The 23,339-nt window shown below is 59.2% G+C and carries 19 protein-coding genes; 11 read left to right on the top strand and 8 right to left on the bottom strand.

The window, feature by feature from the left end; all coding sequences use genetic code 11:
- The first annotated feature begins 41 nt into the window (after window positions 1–41).
- Window positions 42–2,780: a VWA domain-containing protein gene (locus tag B1C80_RS22745; protein ID WP_077923522.1), complete on the top strand. Its 2,739-nt coding sequence runs from the start codon at window positions 42–44 to the stop codon at window positions 2,778–2,780.
- Window positions 2,781–2,870: 90 nt separating this feature from the next.
- Here B1C80_RS22745 and B1C80_RS22740 read toward each other — a convergent pair whose 3' ends face one another.
- Genes B1C80_RS22740 through B1C80_RS22730 form a run of 3 tightly spaced genes read right to left on the bottom strand, consistent with a single transcriptional unit; the run spans window position 2,871 to window position 8,565 of the window.
- A complete protein-coding gene (locus tag B1C80_RS22740) occupies window positions 2,871–3,980 on the bottom strand; it encodes an efflux RND transporter periplasmic adaptor subunit (protein ID WP_161492810.1) in 1,110 nt (369 codons plus the stop codon).
- On the bottom strand, window positions 3,961–7,161 hold the full coding sequence (locus B1C80_RS22735; protein ID WP_077923520.1) for an efflux RND transporter permease subunit: 3,201 nt from the start codon (window positions 7,159–7,161) through the stop codon (window positions 3,961–3,963). Before B1C80_RS22735 ends, B1C80_RS22740 begins: the two co-directional genes overlap by 20 nt.
- A gap of 12 nt (window positions 7,162–7,173) precedes the next feature.
- Window positions 7,174–8,565, bottom strand: a complete 1,392-nt coding sequence (locus tag B1C80_RS22730; RefSeq protein WP_077923519.1) for a TolC family protein — start codon at window positions 8,563–8,565, stop codon at window positions 7,174–7,176.
- Window positions 8,566–8,746: 181 nt separating this feature from the next.
- Here B1C80_RS22730 and B1C80_RS22725 point away from each other — a divergent pair, with 181 nt between their 5' ends.
- Together B1C80_RS22725 and B1C80_RS22720 are read left to right on the top strand one after the other, a co-directional pair.
- The gene (locus B1C80_RS22725) at window positions 8,747–9,424 is read left to right on the top strand and encodes a response regulator transcription factor (protein WP_077923518.1); all 678 of its coding nucleotides are present in this window, start codon (window positions 8,747–8,749) and stop codon (window positions 9,422–9,424) included.
- Window positions 9,421–10,794, top strand: a complete 1,374-nt coding sequence (locus B1C80_RS22720) for a HAMP domain-containing sensor histidine kinase (RefSeq protein ID WP_077923517.1) — start codon at window positions 9,421–9,423, stop codon at window positions 10,792–10,794. Before B1C80_RS22725 ends, B1C80_RS22720 begins: the two co-directional genes overlap by 4 nt.
- A gap of 11 nt (window positions 10,795–10,805) precedes the next feature.
- Here the strand turns inward: B1C80_RS22720 and B1C80_RS22715 are convergent, their stop codons facing one another.
- Both B1C80_RS22715 and B1C80_RS22710 read right to left on the bottom strand, forming a co-directional pair.
- Window positions 10,806–11,312 (bottom strand): heme-degrading domain-containing protein, encoded by a 507-nt coding sequence (locus B1C80_RS22715; RefSeq protein ID WP_170315647.1) that lies wholly within the window; start codon window positions 11,310–11,312, stop codon window positions 10,806–10,808.
- Window positions 11,313–11,405: 93 nt separating this feature from the next.
- Complete coding sequence (locus B1C80_RS22710; protein WP_077923516.1) at window positions 11,406–12,401, bottom strand: phytanoyl-CoA dioxygenase family protein; 996 nt, start codon at window positions 12,399–12,401, stop codon at window positions 11,406–11,408.
- A gap of 156 nt (window positions 12,402–12,557) precedes the next feature.
- On the opposite strand from B1C80_RS22710, the gene B1C80_RS22705 reads away from it, so the two are divergent.
- Window positions 12,558–13,412, top strand: a complete 855-nt coding sequence (locus B1C80_RS22705; protein WP_077923515.1) for an AraC family transcriptional regulator — start codon at window positions 12,558–12,560, stop codon at window positions 13,410–13,412.
- Window positions 13,413–13,473: 61 nt separating this feature from the next.
- Here B1C80_RS22705 and B1C80_RS22700 read toward each other — a convergent pair whose 3' ends face one another.
- The gene (locus B1C80_RS22700) at window positions 13,474–13,776 is read right to left on the bottom strand and encodes a hypothetical protein (protein WP_077923514.1); all 303 of its coding nucleotides are present in this window, start codon (window positions 13,774–13,776) and stop codon (window positions 13,474–13,476) included.
- A 462-nt stretch (window positions 13,777–14,238) separates the two neighbouring features.
- Between B1C80_RS22700 and B1C80_RS22695 the strand changes: the two genes are divergently transcribed.
- Genes B1C80_RS22695 through B1C80_RS22675 form a run of 5 tightly spaced genes read left to right on the top strand, consistent with a single transcriptional unit; the run spans window position 14,239 to window position 19,204 of the window.
- On the top strand, window positions 14,239–14,676 hold the full coding sequence (locus B1C80_RS22695; protein WP_077923513.1) for a response regulator transcription factor: 438 nt from the start codon (window positions 14,239–14,241) through the stop codon (window positions 14,674–14,676).
- Window positions 14,677–14,692: 16 nt separating this feature from the next.
- Window positions 14,693–15,865, top strand: coding sequence for a sugar transferase (locus tag B1C80_RS28930; protein ID WP_077923512.1), 1,173 nt, complete (start codon window positions 14,693–14,695; stop codon window positions 15,863–15,865).
- Window positions 15,862–16,821: a glycosyltransferase family 2 protein gene (locus B1C80_RS22685; protein WP_077923511.1), complete on the top strand. Its 960-nt coding sequence runs from the start codon at window positions 15,862–15,864 to the stop codon at window positions 16,819–16,821. Before B1C80_RS28930 ends, B1C80_RS22685 begins: the two co-directional genes overlap by 4 nt.
- Window positions 16,805–17,974 carry a glycosyltransferase family 1 protein gene (locus B1C80_RS22680; protein WP_077923510.1) on the top strand — a complete coding sequence of 390 codons (1,170 nt, stop codon included), beginning with the start codon at window positions 16,805–16,807 and terminating at the stop codon, window positions 17,972–17,974. Before B1C80_RS22685 ends, B1C80_RS22680 begins: the two co-directional genes overlap by 17 nt.
- A gap of 6 nt (window positions 17,975–17,980) precedes the next feature.
- Window positions 17,981–19,204 (top strand): glycosyltransferase family 2 protein, encoded by a 1,224-nt coding sequence (locus B1C80_RS22675; RefSeq protein WP_077923509.1) that lies wholly within the window; start codon window positions 17,981–17,983, stop codon window positions 19,202–19,204.
- Between the two features lie 464 nt (window positions 19,205–19,668).
- Here the strand turns inward: B1C80_RS22675 and B1C80_RS22670 are convergent, their stop codons facing one another.
- Both B1C80_RS22670 and B1C80_RS22665 read right to left on the bottom strand, forming a co-directional pair.
- Window positions 19,669–20,853 (bottom strand): glycosyltransferase family 2 protein, encoded by a 1,185-nt coding sequence (locus B1C80_RS22670; RefSeq protein ID WP_077923508.1) that lies wholly within the window; start codon window positions 20,851–20,853, stop codon window positions 19,669–19,671.
- Between the two features lie 12 nt (window positions 20,854–20,865).
- Window positions 20,866–21,663 carry a glycosyltransferase family 2 protein gene (locus B1C80_RS22665; protein WP_077923507.1) on the bottom strand — a complete coding sequence of 266 codons (798 nt, stop codon included), beginning with the start codon at window positions 21,661–21,663 and terminating at the stop codon, window positions 20,866–20,868.
- A gap of 170 nt (window positions 21,664–21,833) precedes the next feature.
- Here B1C80_RS22665 and B1C80_RS22660 point away from each other — a divergent pair, with 170 nt between their 5' ends.
- Together B1C80_RS22660 and B1C80_RS22655 are read left to right on the top strand one after the other, a co-directional pair.
- On the top strand, window positions 21,834–22,670 hold the full coding sequence (locus B1C80_RS22660) for a glycosyltransferase family 2 protein (RefSeq protein WP_139361714.1): 837 nt from the start codon (window positions 21,834–21,836) through the stop codon (window positions 22,668–22,670).
- 31 nt (window positions 22,671–22,701) lie between these two features.
- Window positions 22,702–23,334 carry a DapH/DapD/GlmU-related protein gene (locus B1C80_RS22655; protein WP_077923534.1) on the top strand — a complete coding sequence of 211 codons (633 nt, stop codon included), beginning with the start codon at window positions 22,702–22,704 and terminating at the stop codon, window positions 23,332–23,334.
- Window positions 23,335–23,339 lie beyond the last annotated feature (5 nt).

Raw genomic sequence — 23,339 nt, 5'->3', positions numbered from 1 at the left:
GACTGGGGCGGGTAACGGGCTCCTCTTCCGATCTTTCGGGTATGCAGACCTTGCTTTGTTCCCTCCTGTTGCTGGGGCGACCGCTGGCTCTAACCGAGCCGCCCCCGCAGACGCTCAACCAGTACGTGGCGTTCCTGAGCCAGTCGGTCGATGTGGTCAATGGGCGCTGTCTGGCGCTGAAAGCGTACGAGGCCGAGGTGCAGCGGTATCGGAAAAAAGCCGATGGTACGCTGCGGCTACCTTCGTCGGGGCCGCTGGAGACGTATTATTACCAGAAAGCGCTGGCCGCGACCGGACTGACTGCCGCTGAACAGCAATCGTTAAAAACCAGCGCGCAGGGTCTCTGGCAACGGCTAAACCAGATCGACCAGACCGGCAAGGCGCTGGAAACCTACGTGCGCCTGGGCGATTACCGGCGCGACAACCTGAGCCGATCCGATTCGCTGGTACGGGCGCTACAGACCCTGGCTAGTCAGTTTGGCCGGGAGAAGGACGCCTGTTACCAGCAGATCCGGCAGATGTACCGGCGGTATCAGCCCTACCAGGCCAGCGACCCGTACCTGGTTGCCGAACACGAAATGGAACAGGTGTTACAGAGCCAGCAGGCGCTGCTGTCGGCCCTCCCCTTCGTGCTCCACGACGATAGCCCCGCGGCCTGGCCCGTCGACCGGGTGCAGCAGCATATGCTGGCCGATGCGGAACCGCTGCAACGCCTTGACCAGACCGCCCCCCGGATCGGCTACCCGGCTTCGTCCATGCTGGCGTCGTTCAAAACGGCTTTACAGACTATGCAGGCCCTCAAGAGCCGGGCCATCGATGATAATACCTATGCCGCCCGGCAGTCGGCCCGGCACGGGAACGAGGTGTACCTGGCCCTGCTGCAGGCGTTCAATCAGGATTTACTGGCCATGTATCACAGCTTTGTCAACTACAGCCGGTCGGCCCGGTCGCTGCTCGACTACCCATCGGTCAGCATCACCTTCCTGATCGACCCACCCGCTCCGGTCAGTCGGACGGTTGCGTCGGCCGTGCCTTTTGCCGACAGCCCTCCGCTGGTGTTCAGCGTCCGACCGGCAACGGCACCGGCCAGCCGGGCAACGTTTCTGGCGCTCAATGCCTATGTCGATTTCATCAACGAGTCGCTGCGGCAGCTGCGTACGCTACAGGTCGGCCTACGCAACTACCAGTTGTCGGCGGAGTACCAGCGCGATCCGGCCCGGAGCCAGAAACGGGCGGCCCTCACCTACGCCCACGACGACTACAAACTGCCTACTTCCCTGTATCAGCTGCTGCGGGTCAGCAGCCAGTCTGTACCACCCTCCTACCGGGCTTCGGTCGTTGGCCAGGCCGAGGTGCTGATGAACATGCTGACCGAGATGGATCAGCTGAGCATCGAACTGACGAATTATACGGCCGACAAACGTTACCAGCAGGACCAGCTACAGCGGTCTGACGCCATTCTGGACCGCTACGCCTACCTCTTCGATGCCTTCGATCAGAAGAAAGAGCGGCTATATACCGACATACGGCGCATTTACGAAAGCTACCCCGCGGCCAGTCCGGGCAGCTCGTGGAACCGGGCCGGGAAAGCCCTGCTCAGCGCGGTCGACAGTAACCGGGCCGTGCTGGCGGGTATTCGGGCGTACCTGAGCGGGCAGTCGGACCGGCTTCCCGAAACCGCTTCTCTCGAAGCCATGGGCCGGCAGCTGATGGCCGATGAGTATTCGAACCTGAACGGCCTGACCCGCTACGGACGCAGCAATGGGCTCTGCCCGTATACTCCCTACGAAGACCTGGCCGAGAGTTCGCTGCGGTTTGCGGAGTTGACGAAGCGGATCGCGTTACCCCGGGCTACGGCCACCAGCCATCCCTACGAATCGGTCTATTATTTCTATAACAATCAGCTTATTTACCCCTACAACAGGTTCTGTGAACTGGCCAAAGAAAACCAGCTGAAAGCCATCAACCAGCCCGACCTGTTTGCGTTCCGCCGGCAGGCGTCGGCTCCGGTGTCGCCCCCCGCTCCGCTGCCGGTCAGCCCGCCCGAATCGGCACGCCCCCGCCGGGAGCCACCGCCCAGCCCGGCTACAACTCCAGCAACGCCCGTTTCACCGACCTCCGCTCCTGTGGCCGCCGGACCGACGCTGCGGGATACGGTTTATGTGGAACGGCTACGGGTCGATACGATGTACGTCGACCGAAGCCGCGAGGGGGCGGTAAGTCCGTCGCTGGCGGGGTTTGCGCCGAACAACATGGTGCTGCTGCTCGACGTGTCGGGGTCGATGGATTCGCCCTACAAACTGCCCCTGCTGAAGCGATCGGTCAAAGCGCTCCTGACCCTGCTCCGGCCCGAAGACCAGCTCTCCATCGTGGTTTATTCGGGCAAAGCGCGGGTGGCCCTGAAGCCAACCTCCGGCGCGCATGTGGGCGAGATTGCCCGCGTCATCGACGAGCTGACATCAACCGGTGATACCGATGGCAACGGCGGGTTGAAACTGGCATACAAGGTGGCGGACCGGAACTACATCCGGGCCGGTAACAACCGGATCATTCTGGCTACCGACGGCGAATTTGCGGTCAGCGGGGAGGTGCTTCAGCTCATCGAGGAGCGCGCCCGGCAGGACATCTCCCTGACCGTTTTCACCTTTGGCCGCAATGCCCTTACCGGACAGGGCCTCCGGCAGCTGAGCCAGCTGGGCCGGGGCACTTTCGTTCACGTTACCCCCCAGAACGCCACCAACCAGCTGATCCTGGAAGCGCAGGCCAGGCCCGTTCGATAGCCCGCGCCCGGTAAAGAAAACAGCCGCTCAGAGAGTGGCTGTTTATCGGACAGGAAAAAGGCATGTTATCAGTCAATACGGTTCGGTTTGTCAGCGGATCGCGATACCATCTTTGATATCCTCGCGTGCGTTGATGATGATCTTGTCGTTGGGGGTCAGGTCGCCGAATATTTCTGTCATATCGCCCGATTTCTGCCCCCGCCGGATCGGTACATGCCTCGCCCGGCCGTCTTCGACCTTGATGACGTACTGGCGCTCCGTCGACGCAATGACGGCCGAAGTCGGTACGGCCAGAGCGCCGGGCGTACCGGCCGCCGACAGAATAATTTCGGCGAACATGCCTGGCCGCAGGGTCCGGCTCCGGTTGTCGATGTCGATCTCGACGGTCTCGGAGCGGAACTGCTGGTTCATACTGCCCGACCACCGGCTGATTTTCCCGGTAAAGGTTTTTCCGGGCATGGCGCTAACCGTAAACGCCACCGACTCGCCTTCCTTCATCTGGGGGCTGTAGGTCTCGGGGACATCGACAATCAGACGCAGCCGGGTCTGCTGCTGCAAAACCAGCATCGGCCGGTCCTGTCGGGCGCCCGACCCGACCAGCGCGCCGGGGTGTACGTTCCGCTCGGTGATGAAGCCATCGAAGGGTGCCGATACGGTCAGGTATGATTTGAGTTTCGCCATGGCCCGGTAGTTGGCCTGTTCGCCCAGTACAGATGCGCTGTCGGCCTGCACCCGCGCCTGGGCCGTTTCCAGGTCCAGAGCCGATACCGAACCGGCTACCTTATTGCTGGCCAGCAACCGGCGGTAATGTTCGCGGCTGGCTACCAGCATGGCCTGTGCCTTCAGCGTGTTGGACCGCGCAGCCGCCAGCCGCTCTTCGGTTTCGGGCGCATCCAGCACCATCAGCACCTGCCCTTTCCGCACGGCCGAACCCCGGTCAACCAGCACGCGCTCCACAAAACCCGTGGCTCGTGGATAAATGGTCACCTCCTGATAAGCATGAAACTCGCCGGGCAGCTGTACCGTCTGGGCCAGCGACTGCCGCGTTACGGCGCCAATCCGGTAGCTGGACGGGGCTGATTTTGTTGCCGGAGCCGATTTTTTCCGGTCGCTCTCAGCCGAGTCGCCGGAGTGGCAGCTGCAGAGGGCACCCAGCCCCAGCAGGAAGGCCAGTGTTCTGTTATAATGAATGCTTTTCATACGATTCGGGGAGAACAGGTTGGGGGTCATAGTCGGTATCAGCTACCGGCGTGGTCACCGGAGCGGGCAGGAGCGACGGGTCCTCATACGTAGCCCGGCGCTGCAGCCAGACGTAGACCTGCGGTACGATATAGAGAGCAGCCAGCGTAGACGCTACCAGCCCGCCGATAACAGCCCGGCCCAGTGGTGCCACCTGCTCACCCGCTTCGCCCGTACCGAGCGCCATCGGCACCATGCCCGCAATCATGGCAAAGGAGGTCATCAGCACCGGCCGCAGCCGCAGCCCAACACTGTCGATAGCCGCCTTCCTCAGATCCCGATACACCCAGCGCAACCGCTCGGCATTGGTCACGATCAGGATAGCGTTGGCTACGGATATACCCGTCGACATGATAATGCCCATGTACGACTGCAGGTTGAGCGTACTACCCGTCAGCAGCAGCAGCCCGATAGCGCCGACCAGTACGGCAGGTACCGTGCTGAGCACCACGAACGATAGTCGGAACGACTGGTAGTTGGCCGCCAGGAGCAGGAAGATGACCAGGACCGCAATACCCAGCCCCAGCTGCAGGCTATCGAGGGTTTCGGTCAGCAGCGACGACATCCCTTTCACCTCCGTAACGAGGCCTTTCGGCGTTTCGCCCAGCTTGCTCAGGGTTTGGTTTACGGCCTGGGTAGCGGTACCCAGGTCGCGGTGGTGAACGTTGGCCGATACCGTTACGTACCGGCGCGGCCCCGTGCGGTCATACTCGCCGGGCAGCGTATCGACCGAGAACGTAGCCACATCGCCCAGCACCGGCCGCGACTGTCCCGCCACCAGCGGAATCTCGCGCAGCTGCGACAGGTTCTGCATATCATACTCCGGAATCTGGACCTGTACCTGGTAGGTATAGGCCGCCTGCTGGTCGAGCCACTGGTTTTTCTCGGTATAACGGCTCGATGAGGTCGAGGCCGTAATGGACCGGGCAGCCTGCTGGATGTTCAGCCCCATCATGGCCAGCCGCTGCCGGTCCAGTTTAATGTTGATGACCGGGAAGTTGAGCGGTTGCAGAATCCGGACATCGCGCAGATAAGGCACCTCGGCCAGACTGTCGACCAGGCGGTGGGCATAGCCCGCAATCTGCTTCATATCCCGACCGGCTACCTGCACCTCGATGGGCGTGCTGGCGCCACCGCTCATGAGTTTCTCGGTCAGGTCGGCCGGTTCGAAGGAGAGCGTCAGGTCGGGCATCTGCTCCCGTACGGCCTCGCGAATCCGTTCTTTCAGATCCTGCATATTGGTCCGAAACCCCTTCGTCAGCCCGACCTTGATGACCGCGTCGTTTGTACCACTGGTGCTGACGTACAGGTTGGAGGTGGCATAGTTGGTGGGGACAACGCCGACGTAGGCCGACGACACCGCCAGATTCCCGCCCGACACCTCATCGACCAGTGTCAGCAGCTCACCCACGCGCTCTTCGGTTCGTTCGAGCCGGGTGCCGTCGGGGGTTTTCATGCGGATGACCATCTGGCCGGTATTGATGACGGGCAGCATGTCTTTCCCGATCAGTGCGAATCCCGCGCCCGCCAGCACCAGAATACCTATCCCATACAGCCCGATAATGAGTTTGTTACGGTTCAGCAACCGGTCCGTCTGGGCCACGAAACCCGCCCGGACCCGATCAAACCGCGACGGCTGGGCGTCGGGCCGATGGGGTTTGTGGCTGTGGGCTTTCATGAGCCAGTTGGCCAGCACCGGCACCAGGCTCTGCGCCAGAAAGTACGATACGGTCATGGCAAATCCGATCGACAGCGACAGCGGCAGGAACATAGCCCGGGGTACGCCCGTCATGATGAACGATGGAGCAAAAACGGCCAGAATACAAAGCAGGATGAGCAGGAGCGGCAGCGCTACCTCTTTGCAGGCCTCGAATACGGCCTCTTTTTTGGGCTTGCCCATCTCCAGATGCTGGTGAATATTTTCGATGGTCACCGTAGCCTGGTCGACCAGCACCCCGATGGCCAGCGCCAGACCCGACAGCGTCATAATGTTGATCGTTTGCCCGGCCAGACTCAGCCCCAGCACAGCCGCGATAATCGAAATCGGAATGGTGATGATCACGATCACCGACGACCGCCAGTCGCCCAGAAACAGCAGCACCATCAGGCCGGTCAGAATAGCCCCCAGCCCGCCTTCGAAAAGCAGACTCTCGACCGCGTTGATGACAAAAACCGACTGATCGAACTCGTAATTGACCTCGATGTCGTCGGGGAGCAGGCTCCGCATCTCGGGCAGTTTGGCTTTGAGCCGCGTGACCACATCCCAGGTTGAGGCATCGGCCGTTTTGACGACCGGGATGTACGACGACCGGCTTCCGTTCACGAGCGCGTAGCCCGAGGTAACATCGGAACCATCCTGAACGGTGGCCACATCGCTCAGAAAAATGGTGCGGTGCCCTTCGGTAATGACCGGAATCCGGCCAAAGTCCGACACCTGATCTTCGAGCGAGTTGAGCGTGGTAATGTAGGTGGTATTGTCGACCCGGATGTTGCCCGATGGTGTCATGGCATTATTGGCCGCCAGCGCCCTGACCACCTCATCGGGTGAGATGTTCATACTACGAATCCGGCCGGGGTCCAGGTTGATAACGATGGTGCGGGAGTTGGTACCGATGGGGGGCGGAGCCGTCAGCCCCGGAACGGTCGAGAACAGAGGCCGGATGCGCGTAACGGCCAGTTCGTGAATCTCTTTCAGCGACCGCGTTTTGCTCGAAAACACCAGATCGCCGATGGGTACCGACGAGGCATCATAACGCACCACCTGCGGAGGCAGCGCCCCGGGCGGGAAAAACTTCATGGCCCGGTTTACCTGAATAGCCACTTCGGCCGCGGCCTGAGCCATGTCGGTTCCTTCGTAGAAAGCCAGTTTCACGATGGTCAGCCCCTGCACGTTACGGCTCGATATGTCGCGCACGCCCCCGATGTACAGAAACTGATCCTGCATGCGGGTGGCGAAAAAGCCTTCCATCTGCGCGGGCGACATACCGCCGTAGGGTTCGATGACGTAGATCACCGGCGAGTTGAGCCGGGGAAAGATATCGATCGGAATCCGCAGCGCCGACATAACCGAGAACGTCACTATGCCGGCAACCAGCACCAGCACCGATATCGGGCGTTTCAACGAAGTTGATAATAAGGACATAAGCAGATCGGGTTAGCGACGGAACAGCGAATAGAATTCGTCAAGGTTATCGGTAGCCTGGGCGCGTTGCAGCCGCAGCTGAACAGCCTGGGCGCGCGTTTGTACCACTTCTTTCTCCACGGCCGTAAGCAGGGTTAGCGCATCGGTCAGGCTCAGCACGGTTTCCAGACCGTTGTTGTACAGCGAAAGTCGCTGGGTGTAAGCCTCCCGGGCCGAACGAAGGGCGTTAGGAAGCTCGGCCAGCTGGTTCTGCACCACAGCCAGCCGGGCATTGGCGATACCGAGGGTGTTCTGCAACTGCAGCTGAGCTACCATCAGCTGATTACGGGCCTCCTCGACCCGAAACTGCTGCAGCCGGACCCGACTGGTAGCCCGCCGAAAATCCATCAGATTGGCCGTAGCCGCCACTCCCAGCAGATAGTTGGTACGGCTGTAAGACAGCCCCGGCAGAAGCGGGCCGTAGTTATTGTCGACATCCAGACTGGAGCCGCGCGCCCAGGTTGCGCCCAGCAGCGTTACCCGCGGCAGCGCCGATTTCCGGATCAGGTCGACCTCGGCCACCTGTCGGGTAATGAGTCGTTGCTGAACCTGCAGCAGCGGGTGAGCCGAAACGGGTTCAGGGTCAGCCAGCGGTATAAGCAACGGGTCGACGCGCAGCGCTGTGTCGATCTCGATTTGGTCGATGGGCCGTCCGGTCAGGGTAGCCAGCTGAACCCGCGCCCGCTGCCGCTCTTCCTGCATGCGCAGATAGGCCAGCCGGGCGCGCGACAGGGCCGCCCGTGCCAGCGACGAGTCGAGTCCCGGCTTGATGCCGTTGCGAACGAGGTTGGCGATAATTCGGTGTACGGTATCGACCCGGGCCAGGTTCCGCTGCTCGATCTGCAGGTTCTGCTCGGTCCAGAACAAATCCAGAAAACTGCTGATTACGGTTTGCCGCAGTCCGAACCGCTCCCGTTCCAGACCGGCCTCCCCTACGGCGATGTCGGCCCGCAAGAGCTGGTTTTCGGCCGCAAACCGGCCAAAGTTATATACCTCCCAGTCGGCGCTAGCCAGCGCAATGTTACCCGTTGCCAGATCGGCCTGGTTATCGGCGCGCCGGGCGCCCGACGTGGGCACAATGAGTCCCAGCGAGAAATACGAACCCGACAGCCCGTTGGCCGTACCGATATTGGTCTGGCTATGGACACGCACATTCGGCAGCCGGTTATCAGCAAGAATCTGGCTGTTGGCTCTCAGCGCGCCCAGCGCCGACTGCCGGGCGGCCAGCGTAGGGTATTGCGCCAGGGTGGCCGCTACGGCCTCTTCGAGGGTCAGTCGCTGCTGGGCCTGCAATCGGGTTGGCAGACCGACCAGACCGCTGATCGCACACATCCAGATAGTAAGCAAACGAGCCGCGTGAGGCATAGGCAACGGAACAGTTGAGTAAAAGGTCGCCGGATCGGTTGAGCCGGTCAGTAACCAAAATAACCACCGGGTCCATTAGAGACTTCTGAGAGAGTTATTACAATCTGATTAGAGTGAGCAGACGGCCGCTCATCCTGGCGTCTTCTGCTGTACTTTCGACCCTGTACTATCAGGCGCAGCTATGCACGTATTGGTTGTAGAAGACGATGTTGAACTGACGCAGTTCATTCAGAAAGGCTTACAGTCTGAAGGCATCGGCGTATCCGTGGCCTTCGACGGGGTCGTTGGTCGCTCTATGGTCAATGACCGGCAGTTCGATGTGGTAGTGCTGGATATCAACATGCCGGGCCTCAATGGCTACGAGCTTTGTGCGTTCATCAAGCAGAACTGGCCCGCTATTCCGGTCATAATGCTTACCGCCCTGGGTAGTCTGGACAATAAAGTAATGGGGTTCGAGTCGGGGGCCGACGACTATCTGGCCAAACCGTTTGCCTTCAAAGAGCTGCTGTTCCGGCTGAAAGCGCTGGCCCGGCGGCATCCGTCGCGGGCGCCCCTCCCCAAACGGCTCGAACTGCTCGACCTGGCCGTCGATACCGAATCGCATCAGGTCTGGCGGGCGGGCAAGCGGGTTACGCTGACGGCCCGCGAGTACGCCCTGCTCGAATACCTGCTGCTCAACCAGGGCAAAGTAGTAAACCGGGTCGATCTGCTCGAAAACGTCTGGGATGTTCACTTTAACACCAACACCAACGTGGTTGACGTGTACATCAACTACCTGCGCCGGAAAATCGACCATGTAGAGCCGAAACTGCTGCATACCGTCTTCGGCGTGGGCTACATGCTGCGGGCCGAGCCATGAGCATCAAGCAGAAAATTACGGTTGGCTTCGGGCTGCTGGTGGCTGCGCTGCTGCTGCTGTTTTCGCTGTATATTTTCCAGACCTACGAGTCGTACCGGCGGTCGCAGATGCGGATGCGGCTGCAACGCCGGGCCCTGTCGGCCCAGCTGTTCCTGCAGAACCGGCAGGAGTTTCTGCGCTACAACTACCTGACTCTGCCCGAGCAGCACGAATCGCTGGTGAACGCGCAGAACCGGCGCATCTACTCCTCATCGGGGCCCGACGATTACCGGATTACGCCCGCTCGGCTGGCCGAAGCGCGGCAGCAGGAGGTTTACTTTACGTATGACAGCCCGCTCTGGGAAGACCCGAAAGAAGGCATGGCCCTATCGTTCCGGATAAATGGCGATCAGTACGTAGCCGTGGTAACCGCCTACGACCTGGCCGGGCGTCAGACCAGCAGGAACCTGCGGCTTATCCTGATTCTGGGCAATATTCTGTCGCTGGTGGTGATTGCGCTGGTCGGGTTTCTGTTTGCCCGGCGGGCCATGCGTCCGTTCGATCAGCTGATCAGCCAGCTCGACTCGGCCACGGTCAACGATTTCTCGTTTCGGCTCAGCGAAGGCAGCCCTTCCGACGAAGCGGGGTATCTGGCCGCATCGTTCAACCAGCTGCTGGCGCATCTTCAGGAACTGGCCGTCAGTCAGGAAAACTTCGTAGCCTACGCATCGCACGAGATTCGTACTCCGCTGACGGTCGTGAAAGGCATGCTGGAAACCTCGCTGGCCTACGATCAGAGTCTGCCCGCGGCCCGGCAAAGCATCGATCAGGCACTGAGCCGGCTGGAAGGAGCCATCGAACTGGCCAATGCGCTGCTTCAGCTGGCGGAGGTGGAGGGGCTCAAAGCCATGCAATTACAGGAAGATATCAACGTAGTCGATACTATTCTGGACACGGTGGCCTATGTGAGCGAAAAATACCCGTCCCTGACCATAGAAGTGCAGCTGACCGACGAGTTTACCGAACAAAGCTCAACGGTGCGGGTCATCGGAAACGCTACGCTGCTGCGTACTGCCCTGATCAACATTGCCGATAATGCCGGTAAGTATTCGTCGTTTCAGCCCGTCGATATACGGGTTCGCTACGAAACGGGCTGGATCGTTATCGACATTACCGACCGGGGTATCGGCATCCCCGAAGCGCAGCTGACCGATGTGTTTCTGCCGATGATGCGGGCCGAAAATGTAGGGCGGATTCAGGGGTTCGGCCTGGGGCTGACCCTGGCCCGAAAAATTGTTGATCTCCACCAGGGCTACCTGCTGCTGCACTCCGTACCTACCCGGGGCACTACCGTTTCGCTGCGGCTGCCGGCCCGGCCCCTCTGGCCGTAAGCGAGCCGGTGTCAGGCCAGGGCCAGCCCGGCCAGCGGCAGACCGAACCAGTTGGCCAGTACGGACACGAGCAGGTTATGGTCGTCGCGCTGGGGCAAACCTGACACGGCCAGCGTACCGACGCAACCCGTTCCGCGCAGGATCAGCGGAAAACAGCCGCCAAAAGGCGCATAGTCTCTGAGGTCGAGGCCCGAGCGTTCCTGCAGGGAGGTTTGCCGCTGTTGCAGATCGAGCCCTACGGCGTAGGAACTCCGGTGGAAACGCAGCACCACGTTGCGTTTGCGCCGAATCCAGTCGGCATTGTCGGCGGTGGTACCGGGCATGGCGTAGAAGAACAGCGGCTGACCAGCCAGCTGAATCTCGATGGCAACGGCTTTGCCGGCGGCTTCGGCGGCTTCTTTGAGCCGGGTACCGAGCTGCCAGGCGGTATCGGCCGTGAAGGTATCGAACTGGAGCTGCTGCTCCTGAACGGCAAGCCGGTCGAGGTCGGCCTGTACATCAATGGGGACAGTATCCATAGGTAGCGGAGTAACGAGTTAGGGCCGGGTCGTAAGGGAGGAGTTACCGCTTCTGACGACCCGGCCCTGACAGAACCACAGGCAGCCGCTTCTCTACTCGTCGGCCCAGCGGGTCAGGCCCAGCAGTTTTTTACCCAGCTCGCTTAGTTCGGCGGTCTGGTGGCGGGTGCGCTCCCAGCCGCGCGGGTCGCCGGGAAAGGCGTAGCCCTCGGGGGCGATGCGGTCGCGCCAGGACGTGATGCGCCACTGCCGCAGGGCTTCGTTGTCTTCTTCGGCCGGCATCATGGATATATACTGCGCAATCCGCACCTGATCGGCCGAGCGGTTGGGCCGGATGCCGTGGGGCTGGGTGCTGTTGAAGATCAGCAGATCGCCGGCGTTCATCTTTACCTTGACCAGCTTGTCTTCGAAGCCCGTTATATCGGGTTTGAACCGGTTGCGGTCGGCGGGTTGGGTCAGCTTCCAGGTGTCGTAGGTGCGATACAGCTCGGGTATGCACTGGAAACCGCCCATGTTTTCATCGTTCTGATCGGCCAGGGCCAGCACCCCCTGCACGTTCTGAGGGCGGGTTTCGGGGTCGTAGTCCCAGTGAATGAATCCTTTGAAGGTATCCTGCGGACGCAGCGGAAAATTCAGGTTGGCCCGGTCGATGGTTACCCAGAGGTGCTCGGTGCCCCAGATGTCGACAAACGCATCGTAGACGCGGGGGTACTGGCGGTTATCCCATTGGTACTGGTGGTTATAGAGCTCGACCATGCCGCTGCCGATCAGCTCTTTCATCTGCATATCGGCCCGCGGGGGCGCGTACCAGGTGCCGGGGTCGTTGGGGTCTTTTTCTTCAAACACCCACAGAAAACGGGCCAGCCGCTCGGCCTGTTCGCGCGGCACGGCCTGTTTGACAACGATATAACCGTTTTCTTTCCAGAACTGCCAGTCGGCTTCTGACAGCACCCGCAGCGGTTTGACCGTTTCGCCGGAACGGTCGCTCAGGCTGATTTTGCTGCTGGTAGCCGTTGAGGGGTTGCCCGGAATGTCTTTGTGGGCGTTGGCGGGCGCCATGGTCGGCGTCATGGTTGGAGTTGCTTCCATACGAACTGATCGGTAAAAACAGGGTTTGGTTACGACAAAGGTAGCCCGACCGGGGCGGGAGGTGTTATGACGAAACTAGCCCTTTTTTGTACTATATTGCTCTCGGATAGCACCAGACTCTCACAAACCAGCAGATATGCACAAAATTTGCCCCGTATGAAACTAGCGCTCGAACAGATCAGCCCGGATGCCGACAGCTCGTTCCATATCCTGCTGACGCCCCACCTGAGCGACGTTTTCCTGTGGCATTACCACCCGGAGTATGAGATTGTGTTTATCGAAGGCGCCAGCGGCACCCGCCACGTAGGCAACCACATTTCGCGCTACGAAGGCAGCGACCTCGTTTTTATTGGCCCCAACGTGCCGCACCTGAACTTCGACTACGGGGTCAGGACCGAGCACCGCAAAGTGGTGGTCCAGCTGAAAGAAAACTTTCTGGGTGAGGTGTTCTGGCAGGCCCCCGAGCTGGCTGCTGTTACCCGCCTGTTCGAGCGCGCCCGGTCGGGGCTGTCGTTCTACGGGGCTACCAAGGAGGCCGTTGGGCAGCAACTGAGCCAGCTAGCCGGGCTGCCGTCGTTCGAGCGGCTGCTCAGCTTGCTTCGCATCTTTCAGCAACTGGCTACCAGCACCGAATACACTCCCTTACACGGCCAGGCGGTGGCCAGTGCCTATAACCTCAACGAGCAGCAGCGGCTGAAACGGGTGCATCAGTTCATTGTCGACGAGTATGCGCGTAAAATCGAGATTCCGGAGGTGGCTGCCCTGGCCAGCCTTACCGAATCGGCCTTCTGCCGCTACTTCAAACGGATTACCGGGCTTACGTTTACCCAGTTTCTGAACCAGTACCGGATCAATCAGGCGCAGAAGCTGCTGCTCATGGACCATACCGTATCGGAAGCCTGCTTTGCCTGCGGATTCGAGAGTCTGTCGTATTTCAACCGGATTTTCAGGCGGCTGACCGGCGAGAACCCGCTTCAGTTCAAGAAACGACACCGCCAGGACCTGACCTGACCTTTTTTGCAATCCCGACGAAGGACCGGGCCACCGGGATACCAAAAAACGGCGGGTCGCTTTACAGTTTAAACGCCAGGCCGGGTTCAGTGAGCATGGATGCCGGGTGCAGGAGCTGGAGCAGGACGGCCCGCTCGGCGGTAGAGAGGTGTTGCTGCAGATACCCGGCCAGGTTGCCATAGGTAGCGGTTGCAAAAGCCGGATGCAGCGCCTGGTACGCTCTTACGCAGCGGATGATCCGTTTCAACTGACCCATGTATGTCAGCTGCCGATCGATCTGCTCCGACGAATCTGGTTCGAAGATGGTCATCAGCACGCAGCGTATACTCGTAAGGGTTGCGGCCTTGTACAGTTTCCAGATCATGACTATCGTGTTTAACTAGTTGGAGAAATAAACCAGCCTGTTCAGTGCATAAATCGTTCCAGAAGCGGGGGCAAGCCCGATTTTCTGGAACGATTTATGCTTGTTACAGTGCTAATTCTCAAATTTACTATTTTAACTTTAAAGTCAACTCATTGTTACTTATTAAACAATGGCACGACCGTAAGTAAACAGTTTCACCCCAATCTGGCACATGAAAAAGAAAAGACGTATCATACATCACTATCATCAGCTCAACAGCCTTTATATCAAACGCTTATGAAAATACGATTAAAATGCACTAATCGATGAATGGTTAGTATTCGTCAATTGTTGCCCGGAAATAACTGGCCCCCATTAAAATTTGCGCTGGCCACCTGAATAATTACGTATATGGTTTTTAGTAAACTTATAATTTGCCATATTTGACACTTGTAACTTTACAGCAAGCACAAAGACAACCTCATGGAAAATAGCTACCACGTCCTTCATATAGATGATGACGTCTTCATCAGAAGGATCATCGAGCAGGCCCTCGGCGCCCAGTTTAAGATTACCTCATTTGCCAATGGCATGGAAGCGATGATGTGGCTGGAGTCGGGCAACGTTCCCGATATTATCCTGACCGACCTGCGGATGCCGATGCTCGATGGCACCGAAATGATCGATCTGATCCGCAGCAGCTCCCTGTATCGACACGTACCCATTATCGTGCTGTCCAGCGCCGACGACAGCGCGCTGAAAGTGAAATGCATTGACCAGGGGGCCGACGACTTCATCATCAAGCCGTTCAATCCTCTGGAGATAGAGGCTAAAATCAAAGCCCTACTCCGCCGGACCAATGATCGCCGGACCTTCCGGACCGATTTCGATGCCGCACGACTGAGCCCTTTCCGACAGTAACGCCCCCTTCTCTGTGATGACTTCAGACTCGCCCGTCAATACCGTTGATTTTCGCATACTGTATGTTGAAGACAACACCGAAAGAGCCTCTGATTTCGTGCAGGCGTTTGCTACGCTGGGGTCGGTGACGGTTCTTCCCGGCCGGTCAGAAGCGCTGGCAGCCCTCCAGCAGGGGCGGCCGTTCGATCTGGTCGTGGTCAATGATGAGCTGGGCGGGCTGAAATTCCTCAACAGCATCGACACGATCCGGCTCGACCAGGCGTTTGCCGTTATGCTGCTCAGCCCCAACGCCGAACCCGACACGAACGTGCAGGCCGAAGGTCAGCCCATTATCGACGTGTTTCCGCTGGATTACGATCCCACGGCGGTTCGGCAGCGGCTGACCTACCTCATCCGAAAAAAAGAATACAAAACAGCGTTTACGACCTTCGACAACGAAGAGCCGCTTCGGATGCCTCTCGGCAAACGCCTGTTCGACATGGCCGTATCGGCCGGGGTGCTGCTGCTGATCTCCCCCCTGCTGCTGGTGGTGGCGGTGCTGATCCGGCTCGACTCCAAAGGGCCGATTCTGTACAAATCCAAACGGATCGGTATGGGCTACAAACTGTTCGACATGTACAAGTTCAGAACCATGCGCACCGGGGCCGACAAGCTCATTTCGGGCATGGCGTCGCAGAACATGTACCAGTCGGCCCAGCCCGAGCCGGCTCCCGATGCGCTCTGCGAAACCTGCCAGCAGGCGGGTACGCCCTGCCAGCGGCCGTTGTTTCAGGACAATATGCAGGTCTGTGAGATTCAGGTGCAGCGGAACCGCAAAGCCAAAGCTATGTTCATGAAGTTCAAGGAAGATCCGCGCGTAACCCGCCTGGGTAAGTTCCTGCGCAATACGAGCATCGACGAGTTGCCGCAGCTGTTCAACATCCTCAAAGGCGATATGTCGTTTGTGGGCAACCGCCCCCTGCCGCCCTACGAAGCCGAAAAGCTGACCACCATCGGCTACGCCCGCCGGTTTGCGGCTCCGGCGGGGCTAACGGGCCTCTGGCAGGTTACCAAACGCGGTAAAGCCGGCGTGTCGGACCAGGAACGGATTCAGCTCGATGCGCTCTACGCCCGGACCTACTCCTTCCGGACCGATCTGATTATCCTGATCCGGACGGTAAAGGCTGTTTTCCAGAAAGAGAATGTATGAACAGCCAGCCGCTCGTTTCGCTGATCATCCTGAACTACAACCAGGTCGAGGTCACCTGCGCCCTGCTGGCGTCGGTACAGCAGCTGACGTATCCATCGCTCGAAATCATCGTTGTCGATAACCATTCGACCCAGAACCCCGAACCGGCCCTGATGGCTATGGGCCTGCCGAACCTGCAGCTCATCGTTACCGACGCCAACCTGGGTTTTGCGGGCGGCAACAACGCGGGTATCCGGCAGGCTACGGGCGATTTCCTGCTCATTCTCAACAACGATACCGAGCTGGCCCCCGACCTGATCGAGCGCCTGCTGGAACCCTTCGCCACCGACAACGCCATTGGGGTCACCTGCCCCAAGATTCGTTTTTTCGATCATCCGACCGTTATCCAGTACGCCGGCTACACGCCCCTGAACACCTATACCGGACAGGCCTGGGCCGTTGGCAGCCATCAGGTAGACCAAGGCCAGTTCGACCAGCCGAGCCCTACGCCCTTTGCCCACGGCGCGGCCATGCTGGTGAAGCGCAACGCTATCGAGCGGGCCGGCCTGCTGCCCGAGCTGTATTTTCTGTACTACGAAGAACTCGACTGGTGCATCCGGATCCGCGAGGCTGGCTATGTCATTTATTACCAGCCCTCGGCGCTGGTTTATCACAAAGAGTCGATATCCGTAGGCAAGGGGAACCCGATGAAGGTGTATTACCAGACCCGAAACCGGATTCTGTTCATGCGCCGGAACGTGGCTCCTCCACGGCTGCTGTTTTTTTTGCTGTACTACGCCGGCCTGGCTTTACCGAAAGCCATGGTGCGCTACAGCCTGCGTGGCCAACTACCATTTTTGAAGGCGCTGCTCAACGGCGTCGGCTGGAACCTACGCCATAGCGTAGCCCGTCCGGCCCCGCTGCCAGCCGACGCCCTAACCCTGTTAACACCCCCTGTGTATGCGAATCGGAATTGAAGCTCAGCGGCTCCTCAGACCTCATAAACACGGTATGGACATTGTCGCGCTGGAGCTTATCAATGCCCTCCAGCAGATCGACCATGACAACGAGTATTTCATTTTTGTGCGCCCCGACGTGGACGAAGGCTGTCTTACCCTGCGTGAGAATTTTACGCTGGTCAAGGTAACGGGCAACAACTACGTACACTGGGAGCAGGTGGCACTCCCGAAAGCCATCCGCGATTACCGGCTCGACGTGCTGCACTGCACCGCCAATACGGCTCCGCTGATGCCCGGCGTTCCGCTAATGCTGACCCTGCACGATGTGCTGTTTCTGATGCCCGCCTTCGGCGTTAATACCGCAACGGCCTATCAGCGCTTCGGCAACCGGTACCGGGCCCTGCTGGTTCGGCGGCTGATTCGGCGCTGCCACAAAATCCTGACCGTATCGCACTTTGCCAGCCAGCAGATCAAGGGTGAGCTGAACCTGGCCAAAACGCCGATCGAGGTACTCTACAACGGCGTCAGCGCCCGGTTTTCGGAGCCCATCACCGATCAGCAGCGCGACCGAGCCAGAGCCACGTACCACCTGCCCGAGCGGTTTATGCTTTTCCTGGGCAGTTCGGACCCACGCAAAAACATGACAACGGTGCTGAAGGCTTTCATTCGCTACGGCCAGATCGACACCGATGTGCAGCTGGTAATCAGCGGCAAGCTCCCCGCGTTTCTGAAGCAGCTGCTCACCGCCGAGGAGTATGCGTTTGTGGAACAGCGCTGCCAGTTTATCGGCTACATCGACAACGACGACCTCCCGGCGCTCTATGGGCTGGCCGAAACGTTTCTGTTCCCGTCCATCAGCGAGGGCTTTGGCCTGCCCATTCTGGAAGCCATGGCCTGCGGCACCCCCGTTATCACGAGCCGGGTTACCTCCATGCCCGAGGTAGCCGGTGATGCTGCGCTGCTGGTCGACCCGCACCAGCCCAACCAGATGGTGGTGGCCATGCACCGCCTTCGCCACGACCCGGCCCTCCGGCAAACGCTGATCGAACGTGGCCAAAAGCAGGTGGCCCGCTTCTCGTGGCAACGCTCGGCTCAGCAACTGCTGGCTACCTACCGTACTTTTGCCCCGGCCCCGCAGTCGGTCACGGCATCTACCTATTCAATGGCGTAATTAGCTATGCAGCTCTTCCTCCTGTTATGTCTGGCCGTTGTGGCCTATACCTACGTCGGTTACGGGATCGTGATCACGATCCTGGTAGCCCTACGGCGCTGGATCAAAGGTCGCCGACCGCTCCCGGCCGATGATTCGTACAGTCCGCCGGTGACGCTGATCATTCCGGCCTACAACGAGATGGACTGCCTGCCCGCTAAACTCAGCAACTCGCGCGCGCTGGATTACCCCGCCGGTCAGCTCCGCTTTCTGTTCGTCACCGAAGGGTCGACCGACGGGTCTACGGCCTACCTCGAAGCCCTGCGCGACGCGGGCGACTCGCAGATTAGCGTACTGGGCGGCACCGAACGGGCGGGCAAGGTGGCGGCCATGAACCAGGCCATGCAGCACGTCAGCACCCCGCTGGTCGTTTTCAGCGACGCCAATACCCAGCTCAACGCCCGCGCCATCCGTAATCTGGTGCGCCATTTCTACGACGAAGGCGTAGGCGCGGTAGCGGGCGAAAAGCGCATCGAGGTATTCGATACCGAAGCGGCTGCGGGTGCGGGCGAAGGGCTCTACTGGAAATATGAATCGTACCTGAAGCGGAAAGATGCCGAACTGCATACGGTCGTTGGCGCGGCCGGGGAGCTGTTTGCCCTCCGTACCAGGCTGTATGAACCCGTAGAGACGGATACGCTGCTCGACGACTTCATGATTTCCCTACGCATTGCGGGGCGGGGGTATCGGGTCGAGTACGAACCCGAGGCTTACGCGCTCGAGCGGCCTTCGTTCTCGATCGTTGAGGAGAAAAAACGAAAAGTCCGGATTGCGGCCGGGGGTTTCCAGTCGATCCGGCGGCTGCTGTACCTGCTGAACGGATTCCGCTACGGCTGGCTGACGTTTCAGTACGTGTCGCACCGGGTGCTGCGCTGGGCCGTTACGCCGTTTCTGTTGCCGCTGATCTGGCTGGCCAATCTGGCGCTGGTGCTGGGCATCGAACCCCTGTCGCCCCTGGCCTATGGTTTCTGGGTGCTGCTGTTTATTGGTCAGTGTGCGTTTTACGGAGCCGCCTGGCTGGGGTACCGGCTGGAGCATCGGCAGTTGCGCGTCAAAGTGCTGTTTGTGCCGTTTTATTTCACCTTCATGAACGGTTGTGCCATACTGGGCTTCCAGCGCTACTGGCGGGGCAACACCTCCGGCATCTGGGAAAAAGCCCGTCGCGCCAACGATCTTCAGTTAGCCAAGTAGAGACGCAACCCCTTGCGTCTCATTCGCGGCAGCACCCCACCTACGCGACAGCAACAAACCATCCGGACAGAAGACGCAATGGCCGGGCCGCCGGGCGGTTGCGTCTCTACGTGCGGTCAGGACGACAACCGCACAGGTACTGGTCGATACCATGCCATTTCCCCCTAACTGTGCCGATAGGCCAGCCAGTGGTGCAGACCGTGATCCCCGTGTATTATTCCCTGGAGCGTAGTCCGGGACGCGTCCCCGGTGCAGACACGAACCACCGGGCAGGTCCAACCCCTTGCGTCTTATTCGCCTTATCGACAGAACGGTTAGGAGACGCAAAGGCGGGGCCGCTGGTGCGGCTGCGTCACTACATCTGCCATTCCCATCACTGGGGGCACGGTTTGCACCACTGACTGGCCTATCGGCACAGTCAGGGTGGTGACGTCAAACCGCCCGGCAGCGATGAATCCTGGTTCTTACTGGCTGACGCCTTTGGCGCTGTGGGGCGTGTGCAGGAACTGGTTCTTGGCCGTTTTCATCTTGTAGATCGACTTGATGAAGCTCGTGAAAAGAACCGGCAGCTTCAGCAGCTCGGCCGGGCCGATCTGACGAATTAGGGCGTTGGGCGTTGAGATATAGAACGTGATCAGCAACAGAGCCAGCTGAATGCCGGTAATCAGCAGAAAGACCGGACTGTTGACCAGCGCACTGGCCATGACGGCCAGCAGCAACCCACCCATCAACAGAATACGGGGTGGTATCAGCGTCTGAAACACCTTGTCGGCATAGTCGATGTTGCCCTCCAGCAACGACCGGATTCCAGACCGGAAATTCAGCCGCAGGTATTTGTACTGAGCCGCAATCCAGCGGGTGCGCTGCCGTTCAAAAACCGCTTCGTTGGGCACCTTTTCATCGTATACGAAGGCGTTGGCTACGTAGGTAAACGGAATTCGCTGACTCAGCAGCCGCATCTCCAGCTCTTTATCGAACCCACCCACCGCCTGTACCTCCGGCATGATCTGCCGCAGCAGCGCGTATTCGAACGCCATGCCCGAACCAATGAGCGCGGCCGACAAGCCTACCGACCGGTGACCCTGCCGGAAAATATGGTTGTTGATTTCTTCGCTGATGGCGTCCAGCACGGCCACGCTGCTGTCGGTATTTTTGGCCACCCGATGCCCCTGTACAATGCGCCAGCCCTGCTGAAAGGCCGTGTTGATCTGTTGCAGAAAGTCAGGCGCCATCAGGTTATCGGCGTCCAGGATAACGGCAATGTCGTACGTGGTGGGCAGCTGCTGCAACGCCACATTGAGCGCCTTGGCCTTGGTCGACTTCTCGAACGACACTTCGATGACCTGGATCGGAAGCTTTCGCAGGGTCTGGATGGTTTCGGGCTGCAGCGAATCGGCAATCACGATTACGTCGTACATCGATGCCGGGTAGGTTTGCAGCAAGCCCTGCTGCGCCGACTCCAGAATGACGCCATCTTCGCGATAGGCCGGAATCAGCACCGCAATGCGCTGGCTCGTGGCCGCGTAGGTCCGAACCATATTTTTGTTTTTCCGAAGCCGGCCCGCCAGCGCAAAAAACAGCAGGTACAGCACAACGAGACCCGTGTATAGAAACAGAGCGGCAGCCGCCCACTGAAAAATAAGTACCATAATACGAAGCAGTTAAGCCATTAATCGTTTCCACTCGCGCCGGAGCCGCATCGTAAACGCCTGCCCCAGTCCGCCCGACTCCAGCAGCCGGCGATCGCTGGTGCGGGCGCGGGCTTTGGGCGACGACACCCGGTATAAACGACCGCGTTCCATCAGGCAAAGGGCCATCCAGCCGTCTTCGCAGGGCCCGCTTTTATGATTCACCGTACCGGTATGACCGGCGTTGAGATTGAAGCCGCCCACGGCCAGCGCGTCGGCCCGCCGGAAGGCGAAGTTGAACCCCAGCACGTTGGTGGGCTCGCTGGTCCGGCTGCGCATCAGCGAAGCCAGCCGCGACGCCCGTTCGTAGAGGGCCAGCTGCAGGGGCGAGGTGCGGGCGCTGGGAATAAACGAGTAGGTGCCGTAGGTGCAGCTCACGGCCGGGTTCTCCAGCGGTTTGATGATGGTATTGAGCCAGGTAGGCGGATACACACTATCGGCGTCGGCGTTGGCAATGTAGATGCCCCGGGCCGCTTCGAGCCCGGCCTGCCGCGCGTAGGCCACGCCCTGCTGCTGTACGAACAGAGACCGAACCCCGTACTGGTCGAGCAGGGCCTGGGTCCGATCGGTCGAGTTGTTGTTGGCAATGATCAGCTCGACCCGGTAAGACGTTACCTGAGCTGCCATCGACTTCAGCAGCCGCTCAATCGTCTTTTCTTCATTGTAGGCCGGAACAACAATAGACACCTCGGGGTCGTCGACCAGAAAGCGCTTCAGTTGCTGGCGGAGTTCGGGAGTACCGGTGGATGGTTTGTGTGAGATAGCGGCCATAGGAGCACGAATTTCACACAAGTATAATGCTATAATTTATGATAATCCATATTAAGTAAACAATAGAGTTGTTAAAATTCGATTAACCTATTTTTTATTAACAAAACATATGCCTTATTTGAATGTATTTGTCATTCAGCACACTTACAGAGCCGTTCTATCTGACTTGTATGAAGAAACGACCTACCTGTAGCCTGTTAATATCTACCTACAACTGGCCCGATGCCCTGCGGCTTTGCCTGTTGAGTGCGTTCCGGCAGAGTGTTCTTCCGAACGAGATTATTGTCTGCGATGACGGCTCCCGCGACGATACCCGGCAGCTGATCGATCAGCTCCGGCCGCTGAGTCCGGTGCCGCTGCTTCATGTCTGGCAACCCGACGAAGGGTTTCAGCTGGCCCGCATCCGCAACAAAGGACTGGCGCGGTCCAGCTATCAGTATATCCTGCAGATCGACAGCGACATCATTCTGCACCGCCATTACGTAAAAGACCAGCTGGCCAACGCGCGCCAGGGGTTCTTTTTCTCGGGCAACCGGTATTACCTCTCGCCCGACGAATCGATCCGGCTCCTGGCCGATCCGGCTGCGAGCGAGCATATTCCGTTCAAACTGAACAAGATGAGCTGGCGTCGGCTACGGCTTCCGGTTTTGCAGAACCCCATGCGCTGGTATTACCACTGGCCGACCGAGTACCTGTATACTACGGGCTGTAACATGGCTTTCTGGCGGCAGGACCTGGTCGACGTGAATGGCTACGACGAAAGTTTCAAGGGGTGGGGCTGGGAGGATACCGACCTGGCGCTGCGGCTGATGAACAAGAACGTTAGCCTGCAATTCATTCGGTTCGGCGCCATCCAGTTTCATATCTACCACCGCGAAGTCAGCCCCGACAAGCGGAACGAGAACTACGCCCGGGCTATGGTGTCGAAGGAGAAAAAAATCATCTACTGTCAGCAGGGGATGAGTCAGTATCTGCTGGCAGCCAACCACCAGCCGGCTATCGTTTAAGGCTGGCTACTACCGAATTTTCTGTATGGTCATGACTATTGCGCACAGGGTTGCCGACAACCCGCGTCTGAAACAACTTATTCATTATCTGCTCATTCCGAAAGGGCAGGCGCGTCCGCGGTGGTGGGTGAGCTGGTTCGTGAATCCGTTTATCCATAAGAAAGGCAAAGGAGCCCGCATCTGCCGGTCGGCCAGACTGGACGTGCTGCCGTTCCGAAAATTTGAGCTGGCCGATCATGCCACTATCGAAGACTTCTGCGTGATCAACAACGGAGTTGGCGATGTTACCATCGGGCCCAGCTCGCGGGTCGGCATCAGCAGTGTGGTCATCGGCCCCGTCCGGATCGGCACGCAGGTTATCATTGCGCAGCACGTGGTTATTTCGGGGCTGAACCACAGCTACGAATCGCTCGACAAACCCATCCGCCTGCAACCACCCACCAGCCGCTGTGTGGTGATTGAAGACGAATGCTGGATTGGCGCCAACGCGGTCATTACGGCCGGGGTGCGGATCGGTAAACACTCGGTGGTAGCGGCTGGCAGTATCGTTACGAAAGATGTGCCCCCCTATTCGGTGGTGGGCGGGAATCCGGCGCGTTTGCTCAAAGCGTATAATCCCGAAAGCCAGTCGTGGGAAAAAGTACGCCCTCAACCGGTTAGCTGAGTTAG

Source organism: Spirosoma sp. 209, from assembly GCF_002006735.1.
Taxonomy (GTDB): Bacteria; Bacteroidota; Bacteroidia; order Cytophagales; family Spirosomataceae; genus Spirosoma; species Spirosoma sordidisoli.
This window is presented reverse-complemented; position numbering and strand designations above follow the sequence as displayed.